The sequence below is a fragment of the Anaerorhabdus sp. genome (assembly GCF_036641015.1).
Taxonomy (GTDB): Bacteria; Bacillota_I; Bacilli_A; order Erysipelotrichales; family Erysipelotrichaceae; genus Anaerorhabdus.
The window spans coordinates 1-9,130 of the sequence record NZ_JAVWFO010000062.1; the positions used below are offsets into that span (position 1 = coordinate 1).

At 30.9% G+C, this 9,130-nt stretch carries 10 protein-coding genes; 5 read left to right on the forward strand and 5 right to left on the reverse strand.

Features of this window, described 5'->3' with window-relative positions; all coding sequences use genetic code 11:
- The first annotated feature begins 87 nt into the window (after window positions 1–87).
- From trhA to RR430_RS08225, 4 genes are all read left to right on the forward strand, one after another.
- Window positions 88–738: a PAQR family membrane homeostasis protein TrhA gene (gene trhA, locus RR430_RS08210; protein WP_332486741.1), complete on the forward strand. Its 651-nt coding sequence runs from the start codon at window positions 88–90 to the stop codon at window positions 736–738.
- A gap of 12 nt (window positions 739–750) precedes the next feature.
- Window positions 751–1,584 carry a DegV family protein gene (locus RR430_RS08215; protein ID WP_332486739.1) on the forward strand — a complete coding sequence of 278 codons (834 nt, stop codon included), beginning with the start codon at window positions 751–753 and terminating at the stop codon, window positions 1,582–1,584.
- A 71-nt stretch (window positions 1,585–1,655) separates the two neighbouring features.
- Window positions 1,656–2,600, forward strand: coding sequence for a TIGR01212 family radical SAM protein (locus RR430_RS08220; RefSeq protein ID WP_332486738.1), 945 nt, complete (start codon window positions 1,656–1,658; stop codon window positions 2,598–2,600).
- Window positions 2,587–3,111, forward strand: coding sequence for a tRNA (mnm(5)s(2)U34)-methyltransferase (locus RR430_RS08225; protein ID WP_332486736.1), 525 nt, complete (start codon window positions 2,587–2,589; stop codon window positions 3,109–3,111). Before RR430_RS08220 ends, RR430_RS08225 begins: the two co-directional genes overlap by 14 nt.
- Window positions 3,112–3,274: 163 nt before the next feature.
- On the opposite strand, the gene RR430_RS08230 is transcribed toward RR430_RS08225, so the two are convergent.
- Window positions 3,275–4,039: an HAD-IIA family hydrolase gene (locus RR430_RS08230; RefSeq protein WP_332486734.1), complete on the reverse strand. Its 765-nt coding sequence runs from the start codon at window positions 4,037–4,039 to the stop codon at window positions 3,275–3,277.
- 82 nt (window positions 4,040–4,121) lie between these two features.
- On the opposite strand from RR430_RS08230, the gene RR430_RS08235 reads away from it, so the two are divergent.
- Window positions 4,122–5,009, forward strand: a complete 888-nt coding sequence (locus RR430_RS08235) for a metallophosphoesterase (RefSeq protein WP_332486732.1) — start codon at window positions 4,122–4,124, stop codon at window positions 5,007–5,009.
- A gap of 72 nt (window positions 5,010–5,081) precedes the next feature.
- Here the strand turns inward: RR430_RS08235 and RR430_RS08240 are convergent, their stop codons facing one another.
- The 4 genes from RR430_RS08240 to RR430_RS08255 form a co-directional block, all read right to left on the reverse strand.
- Window positions 5,082–5,312 (reverse strand): hypothetical protein, encoded by a 231-nt coding sequence (locus RR430_RS08240; RefSeq protein WP_332486731.1) that lies wholly within the window; start codon window positions 5,310–5,312, stop codon window positions 5,082–5,084.
- A 1-nt stretch (window position 5,313) separates the two neighbouring features.
- Window positions 5,314–6,501: a tRNA uracil 4-sulfurtransferase ThiI gene (gene thiI / locus RR430_RS08245; protein WP_332486730.1), complete on the reverse strand. Its 1,188-nt coding sequence runs from the start codon at window positions 6,499–6,501 to the stop codon at window positions 5,314–5,316.
- A complete protein-coding gene (locus RR430_RS08250) occupies window positions 6,488–7,633 on the reverse strand; it encodes a cysteine desulfurase family protein (RefSeq protein WP_332486728.1) in 1,146 nt (381 codons plus the stop codon). The genes thiI and RR430_RS08250 overlap by 14 nt, the downstream gene beginning before the upstream one ends.
- A partial coding sequence (locus tag RR430_RS08255; RefSeq protein ID WP_332508916.1) for a septation ring formation regulator EzrA occupies window positions 7,614–9,130 on the reverse strand: 1,517 nt, incomplete at its 5' end. The genes RR430_RS08255 and RR430_RS08250, both read right to left, overlap by 20 nt.

The window sequence follows — 9,130 nt, forward strand, 5'->3', positions numbered from 1 at the left end:
AAAAATGATTGCCCTACTTGAATTATTAATAAAAAATGGTAAAATAATAACATCTAGTTATCATAACTAGATACGGAGGTTTATACTATGATGAATTTTTTTAGAAAAGCCCAAGATCCAATGAGCAGTTTCACACATTTTATTGGAGCTGTCCTAGGAGTATTTTATTTAATAACTTTGCAAATTATATCATATTTTAATCAAAATGACCTAACGAATCATATTATATTACTTATATTTGGGATATCTGTTATCGCATTATATAGTGCTTCTGCCTATTACCACTACATTCAAAATGATTCCAAACACAAAACACTATTTAGAAAATTAGATCATTCAATGATTTATGTACTTATTGCAGGGTCATACACTCCCATTGCTATGTTTTACTTAAATCAGCCTGAAGGTCTTATATTTACCCTTGCTATATGGGGAATAGCCTTGTTTGGAATTATCACTAAAATCATTTGGTTAAATGCTCCTCGTATACTTTATACCCTACTTTATTTGATTATGGGTTGGGCTGTTGTTTTCTATTGGAAAGGGTTTTCATTAATGCCAATAAATTGCTTAATTCTTATTGCTTTAGGTGGACTTCTTTATACAATAGGTGCTATTATTTATATAATTAAAAAACCTATACTCAATGAACTTTGGGGTTTTCATGAATTATTCCATATTTTCATTTTATTAGGAACATTTGCTCATTTTGTAGCAATAGCGTTATTTATCGCATAGAAAGGTTAAACCATGATCCATTTAATAACTGACTCATCTTGTCTTTATACTCCTACTGAAGCTACTAAGCTTGGCTTTACAGTTAACCCACTAATTGTAACTATTGGTGGTAAATCTTATCACGAATTTGTAGAAATTGAATCACCTGAATTTTTAAGATTAATTCAACAAGGGGATTTCCCTACCTCTTCTCAACCCACTATTGGTGAGATTTTAAATTCCGTTGATGAACATAAAAATGATGAAATTATCTTATTATGTATGGCTGATGGTTTATCTGGAACATATCAAACTGCTTGTGCAGCTGTTCAAGAATTAGATCATGCTGAAAATATTCATGTAGTTAATTCAAAAACACTGTGTGGACCTCATCATTATTTAGTAGATTTAATTTTAAATTTAATTAAAGAAAATAAATCTTGTTCAGAAATTCTAGATATTATTCAACCTAAGATTGATTCATCAGCATCGTTCTTGATGCCACAAGATTTTGATTATTTAAAACGTGGCGGACGTTGTACACCATTAACAGCAACAATTGGTGGATTATTAAAATTACAACCAGTAGTGCAACAAACTCCTGATGGTAGACGCTTAGATAAATTTGCTACAGCTCGATCATTTGATATTGCTGTTAAAAAGATTATCGCATCATTAGAAGCTAGTACATTCAAAAATCCACGCTTCTCTGTATCACACGCATTCGCAGAAAAACAAGCATTAAAAATCAAAGAACTACTAGAAACTAATTTTCCTTCTAGTGTTGTTGAAATCTTTGCATTATCTTGTGCATTTATTACACAAGGTGGACCTTATTGTATTGCTATACAAGCAATTGAAGAATAGACTCCCTCTATTCTTTTTTATCTGTTACGTTAAATAACAACTTAATTTATCTAACTAAAGTAGGAGATCTTATGAATTCATTTATCTATTCCGATGACAACAAAAGATACTACACTTGGAATTACTATTTAAGACATCGTTTTAATTCCAAAGTATATAAAGTGACTCTTAATGCTGGTTTTACCTGTCCAAATCGTGACGGTACTAAAGGTATTGGAGGTTGCACTTTTTGTAATGAATTAGGCAGTGGCAATTACACTCAACCATCTAGTGTAGATTTATTAAATCAATACAACATGGGAAAAGTAGTAATGGAAAAAAAATGGCCAAACAGTCTTACTATTCCCTACTTTCAATCATATACCAATACCTATGGCACATTAGATCGAATTAAAGAATGTATTGAACCATTCTTAAGTTTAGATGAAGTAGTTGCAGTTGCGATCGGTACACGAGCTGATTGCCTTGAACAAGAAAAATTAAATTACTTGAATGAATGTTCTAAAAAGAAAGAAATTTGGTTGGAAATTGGTCTTCAAAGCAAATATGATATTACTGCAAACTCTATAAATCGAGGACATAGCTATGCTGAATTTGAAGATTGTATAAAAAGAATTAAACAAACAAATTGTAAAATATGCGTTCATATTATTAACGGACTACCAAATGAAACAAAACAAATGATGATAGAAACTGCAAAAGTATGTAATAACCTTAATGTTGATGCGGTAAAAATACATATGTTGCACATCACTAAAAACACTGCACTTGCTAGATCATACCTTGTAAACCCTTTTCCCATCTTAACATTAGAAGAATATATCGATATTGTAGTTGAACAATTAAAAGTATTAAATTCAAAAATTATAATTCAACGTCTTACAGGTGATGCCATAAAAGAAGAACTTATTGCACCTTTTTGGACTTTAAATAAAACAGTTGTATTAAATGAAATTGATAAAAAAATGGCACGAGAAAACGTAATTCAAGGAATGAATACAGATGGAAAATATTAACACAACATGTCATAGAATTCTTAAACAATACTGTACAAATGATATGATTGCCATAGATGGTACTGCAGGCAATGGTAATGATACCTATTTCTTATGTACGAATTGTAGAAAAGTAATTGCGTATGATGTACAAAAAGAAGCTATTGAAAATACACAAAAGCGATGTAAAGATTTTACTAATTTAGTTATGTATAATAAAAGTCATGAATTTATATCTGAGCTTAATACTCCAATTGATTTAGCAGTATTTAACTTTGGTTATCTTCCTCATAGTGACCCAAACATTATTACTAAACCTGAATCATCACTAAAAGCTATTGACGCTGCTTACACATTATTAAAAGAAAACGGAATAATGAGTTTATCTTGCTACATCGGACACCCTGGTGGTAAAGAAGAACATGAAACTATAAAGAAATGGTTAGATCAACATCTCGATTTAACGATTAAAACATATCAAAATGATTATCAAGATGCGCCTATTTTGTATATTGTAACAAAAAGAAAATGAGCACATCGCTCATTTTCTTTTATATATAAGGGGATAGAATGTGTACAGAATTCATTAAGGGGATTATTGAATTTGTACCGCAAGATATTATCTCTTGCTTGAATATAGTATATACAATTTCTATCGTTGTAATTTGTTAAAAATATGGAAAATTATGTGATTATTATTCTAAACCTCTTAAATTTGCAATAATATATGTTGGTTTAATATCTAAGCGATAGCAATCTTGCATATCATGGACACCTGTTGTTACAAATACTGTCTCAATTCCAGCATTATTACCACATAAAATATCAGTTTCTAAATTATCACCAACAATTACAGCATTCTCTTTGCTTACCTTTGCATATCGTAACGCACCTTCTAGGATTGCATTATGAGGCTTTCCTATTTTAATAGACTCAGAACTAGTAGCATATTCAAACATCGCTACAACACTACCATTTCCAATATTAACACCCTTTTCAGATAAAAGAAGTCGATCATTATTTGTACCAACTATTTTACAACCATCTTTTACAAGTCTAACTGCAAATGAATAATCTTGATAGGTAGCTTGACGATCTAAACCAATAAATAAGAAATCTGCTTTATCCGGATTAATAGTAAATCCATTATCAATCAAAGCTTGCTTCAATCCTTCTTCACCAATATAATATGCATCTTTCTTTAACGGATATTCACGTGCAATTTTTTCCGCTGCCGCCATTGCTGAGGTATAAAAATGATGAGGTTTAATTCCCTCAAAACCCATTTTCAACATATGATTACAGGCTTGTTCCTGTGTTCTTGATGCATTATTTGTTAAAAAATAAAAATCAATATTGTTCTTTAATAAATAATTAATCCAGTCGATTGCTCCATCAATTACTTTTGTTCCCCAATACATTGTTCCATCTAAATCAATAAAATAACATTTTTTATCCATATTACTACCCTCTCATATCCACAAATAGTATATAATAGAGACAGCCTTTTTAAAAGGGTTGTTATTTAGTTGAGGTTATTAAATGAAAGTTTGGCAAAAAATATGTCTTATATTAATTACATTAGTTTTTCTAATAGGCGGTCTTTACTATGACTCTTTTTATACTGCTCCAAAACGTTTTAAAGTTCGCTACGAAACCATTACATCTACAAAAATTTCTGAGCAATTAAATGATGTTAATATCTTGTTTTTCTCGGATGTTCATTACAATAATTTTATGAATGCAGAAAGATTTGACAAAGTAATTCAATTGATTAATGATACAGGCGCAGATATTGTAGTCTTTGTTGGTGACTTGTTTGATCGTCCATCAAGCAATATTCCAAGTGATGAAGTCGTTGCAAAAATTAGTGAACAATTAAAATCAATTGAAGCTCCTCTAGGTAAATTTGCAGTTCTTGGTGATCACGATTTAGAATCATCAACAAGTGCAGAAGTTGTTACATCAATATTAAATAATGCTGACTTTGAAATTATAACTAATCGATCATTACTAATCCGTAACAAAGGTTCTGAAGCAATTTCGTTAGTCGGACTAGATAGTTTAACTTTTGGCAATCCTAACATCGAATCAGCATTTTCCACAGTTTCACCAAACATATTTAATATTGTTGTTTGTCATACGCCAGATATCGCTGATTCATTAACTCCTGATTTAGTCGATTTATTAATTGCTGGTCACAGCCATGGCGGACAAGCATATTTTCCAATAATTGGTGGAATATTTAGAGCTCAAAATGCAGAATTATATAATAAAGGTAAATACAAAATCAATGATTCATTTACCTTGGATGTTACAAACGGTGTTGGTACAACGGATGAAGATGTTAGATTTTTATCAGATGCCGAAATCGTTGTATATCGTTTAAAGCGATTAGAAGAATCAACACCTACACCCATTAGTGAATGATTTAAAAAAAAGATGAAGCTCATCTTTTTTTATACTCTATCCGATGACATAAAAAGAATAGGTTTCCCTATTCTACTTAATGCACTTTCCAATTTTTTTTAAATACTTAGGCCTTTCTTGTTCATGACAATTGCTTAATTTTGATATTAAATCATAGATTATTAATTTTTTTTCTGGTTTAAGATTGGAATTTTGAACTACTTCAAACAACTCACTTGCAGCAATGCCAAATCTTAATTCATCACGTTTTTCAATTACTTGTTTTAACTCAACAAACTCAGGAAGATTCACGGTTTTTGCCATCTTATAAATAACTCTCCTTTTCTTTGATAGGTTTAACAACAATGCACTCTGTATTTAGTATACACTCTTCTATCAAACTTTCAAAGTCGAACAGCGCTTCATATTCTTCTGCACGTTTTATAGATGGTTTTGTTACTGGATTCTTTGGAGTAAATATAGTACAACAATCTTCGAATGGTAATATCGAAGTTTCATATGTACCGATTTCTTTAGATTTTGCAATAATTTCTAATTTATCAAATGTTACAACTGGTCTAAGTATTGGTAGTTTAACTACATCATTAATACAGCCCATGCTTTCTAATGTTTGTGATGCAACTTGTCCTAAACTTTCACCAGTTGCAAGAGCTAAACACTTATTTCTTAGTGCTATTCTTTCAGCAATTCTTACCATCATACGACGCATAATTGTAATCGCATAAGACTCATTGCAGTTTTTGTAGATAGCTAATTGTAATTCTGTAAATGGAACGACATGCACTTTAATTCGTCCTTGATATCCTGATACAATTCGAGCAAGTTCTAAAACTTTTTCTTTTGCACTATTTGATGTATATGGAGGGGATGAGAAATGAATTGCCTCTACCTCTACTCCTCTTTTCATAACATAATAAGCAGCAACTGGTGAATCAATCCCGCCAGATAACAATAACATTGCTTTTCCACTAACACCAACAGGATAACCTCCAGCAGCAGGGTATATCTTACTAGTTATATATGTATAATCAGCACGTACCTCTACATGTAGCTTAAAATCTGGTGTTTTAACGTTAACTTTGTGCTCAGTGTTTTTTAGTATAACGGTTGCGACCGCTCTATTAATTGCATCACTGTTCATTTCAAATGTTTTATCACTACGGTGTGCAACTACTTTAAAAGTACCCGCTGGATTATCATTAGCAATTTCAAGACAAGCATTTTGAATTGCTTCAATATTCGTTTCAACTTTTTGTGTTAATGAAAATGAACTAATACCAAAAACTTTACTAATTCTTTCAGTTAAAGGAAATGGATCAACACCATTAAGTTTAATATAAATACGATCATAAGTATTTTGAAATTTTAAATCTGGATAATCCTCAACTACGCGTTGAATATTCCTAGATAAACGATTAATAAAATCTTTTTTATTTTTCCCTTTTGTTGATAATTCACCATAGCGAATTAGGATTGTATCATAAAGTACCATAACGTTCACAACTCTCTTTCAATATTTCTAAAAATTCATCTATTTCTTCTATTTTATTATGATAAGACAAACTCACTCTTATGCAACTATTTGCCCTTGCATCATCATAACCCATTGCTTTAAGTACTCTTGATGGCTGTCCTTGTTTACTTGCACATGTACTTTGCGCAGAAACACATATCCCATGTGCATTCAATGCATTCATCATAACTTCACTTGGAACTTTAGGATAAGAAAAGTTAATTATATTAGTCACTCCATTACTAGGACTGTTAATATAGATTCCATCAATTTCTTTTAATCCCTCTAACAAATAATCTCGCATCATTTTTATTTGTTCATGGTGTTTATTCTTATTTTCAAGTGCTAATCGCAATGTCTTTGCAAATAGAATATGCACTAAAGAATTACTAGTCCCACCTCGTAATCCAAACTCTTGTTGACCACCACAAATAAGCGGTGCAAGTGGAACATGTTGTTTCTTAATAAGAATACCACTACCCTTTAATCCTTCAATCTTGTGGGCAGAAAAGCTCATACAGTCAATATCTTTTACATCTATATCAATTTTGCCCAAAGCTTGTACAGCATCTACATGTAAGTAAGCTTGAGACTCTTTTTTAACAAGCTCTTTTATCTCGTTAATAGGCTGAATTGATCCAACCTCATTGTTCACATACATGATTGAAACTAGAATAGTGTCATTTCTAATAGCTTTTTTTAAGTCTTGAATATTTACGACACCATTTTTATCTACAGGTAAATAAGTTACTTCATATCCAAATAATTCTTCCAACTGCTTACATGTTTTATAGACACTTGAATGTTCAACACATGATGTTATTATGTGCTTCTTTTCTTGATTTGAAAATGCTATTCCTTTTATTGCCATATTATTGGATTCACTTGCGCCACTGGTAAATATTATTTCATGAGCCAAAACACAAAAAGTGTCTGCAATTACCAGACGACTTTTTTCTATCATTTGTTGTATTTCAACAGATGCATCATACAAAGCATCACTATTATAAAACTTAGTTGATAATAAATCACAATAAGCCTTAAATACCTCTGGATGTAATGCTGTCGTACTAGCATTGTCAAAGAAAATCTTAGGCTGCACTCTTTGCATTCTCCTTGATTAGGGTTTCATATGTACCTGGATGAATTTTTTCAATAGTGGCAATCGCTATTGTAAGTGCTTGAGTGTACTCACCATTTCTAAAGCATAATTCTGCTCGAGTTAATTCAGAATCAATATCACTATAAGTTGAACGATATTTATTACCAAATACAATTGTATTTTCAACCATAACAGCCATTCCAACAACATTGTTTACATTGTTATAAAGTTTATATACAAAATCAATCGCATCTTTAAGTGTTGCATTTAGTAATTGCACATTCAAAGGTGTTTCATCTATTAGTTTTTCAATACTAGAAATATAATCAAATGCTTTAGCCAAATCTTCATTGTATGTATTTGAAATTGCTGGTAAACGATTTTTACGAATCTTAACTTGCATTTCATTCATAATAAGTTGTAGTTTCAACAATTGTTTTTTAGCTCTTTCTTCATCACTATGAGCATTATCCATCATGTCTTTTAACTTACTTACTTCATCATTGCATGATGCAATATCTTGTAATAATTCTTTTAATTTATAAAGATTTTCTACCGATGATGAATCTGATTGTTTGACACTTTCTACAACAATATTTTTCTTTTCAACTAGTTCAGTAAATTTTGTTTCTTGCTCTGCGATTTTTTCTTTTAAATCGCCCCAACCAAAACGATCCCCCAATTTAACAAACGTTTCATTGATGAAACGAATAGCATCTGCAGTTTCAGTAGTGGTATCTTCTATTTCAGAGATTGCTTGTTGTAAATCATCATAAGCAACTCCTTCTTTACCAATTTGATCATTTAGTTGCAATAATCTAGTTTTATAGTTTAACAAATGATCACTAACCCCAAGGCATTCACCATTTTGTAAACTGTCTAAATCATTCTTGAGTGCATCAGTAATTAAAATTAAATTCTTTTCAACTTCTAAATGAGCAAGACTAACACCCTTCTTTTGAAGTAATGCATTATTACGTGCAACTTCGTCAATTAAGTTTGGAAGTACCCCTCTTGCCTCTTGTAATAAATCAGGTAAATCTTTTATCAATGCTTCAAGTGAAGCAATCGAAATTTTAATTTCTTCTAATTTAGCACTAGCCTTTTCAAATTCTGAAGCATACATCCATTCTTCAAAATTCGAGAACATCTTCTCAGTTTTTGCTATATCTTCTTCAATCTTATTCCAACTGAATGACAATGAAGCACTATTCTCCATTGCATATGCTTTTAATTCTCTAAATTGATCTTTAAAACCTGTTACTTCTGTACGTTGCGCAGTTTCTTTCTCTAAAATAGTATCTAAAAAAGCATCCATTTCACTTACTTGTCTTTCACCAAGTACTAACATACTTTCAAGATCAATAAGTCCTTCTTTAACATTTGAATATTTATTCATTAATAAATAATCTTCTGTATCAGCTAACAATTGTGCAATTTGTTTTAAATTAGATTGTACTAAATCAAAATCATCTTTACAATTTGTAACACTTTGCATTACATCTT

What these genes read in the sequence shown, in the direction of transcription:
- RR430_RS08240 (WP_332486731.1), bottom strand. Translation starts at nt 5,312, where the DNA reads ATGGCAAAAACCGTGAATCTTCCTGAGTTTGTTGAGTTAAAACAAGTA.
- RR430_RS08235 (WP_332486732.1), top strand. Translation starts at nt 4,122, where the DNA reads ATGAAAGTTTGGCAAAAAATATGTCTTATATTAATTACATTAGTTTTT.
- RR430_RS08225 (WP_332486736.1), top strand. Translation starts at nt 2,587, where the DNA reads ATGGAAAATATTAACACAACATGTCATAGAATTCTTAAACAATACTGT.
- RR430_RS08230 (WP_332486734.1), bottom strand. Translation starts at nt 4,039, where the DNA reads ATGGATAAAAAATGTTATTTTATTGATTTAGATGGAACAATGTATTGG.
- RR430_RS08215 (WP_332486739.1), top strand. Translation starts at nt 751, where the DNA reads ATGATCCATTTAATAACTGACTCATCTTGTCTTTATACTCCTACTGAA.
- trhA (WP_332486741.1), top strand. Translation starts at nt 88, where the DNA reads ATGATGAATTTTTTTAGAAAAGCCCAAGATCCAATGAGCAGTTTCACA.
- RR430_RS08220 (WP_332486738.1), top strand. Translation starts at nt 1,656, where the DNA reads ATGAATTCATTTATCTATTCCGATGACAACAAAAGATACTACACTTGG.
- thiI (WP_332486730.1), bottom strand. Translation starts at nt 6,501, where the DNA reads ATGGTACTTTATGATACAATCCTAATTCGCTATGGTGAATTATCAACA.
- RR430_RS08250 (WP_332486728.1), bottom strand. Translation starts at nt 7,633, where the DNA reads ATGCAAAGAGTGCAGCCTAAGATTTTCTTTGACAATGCTAGTACGACA.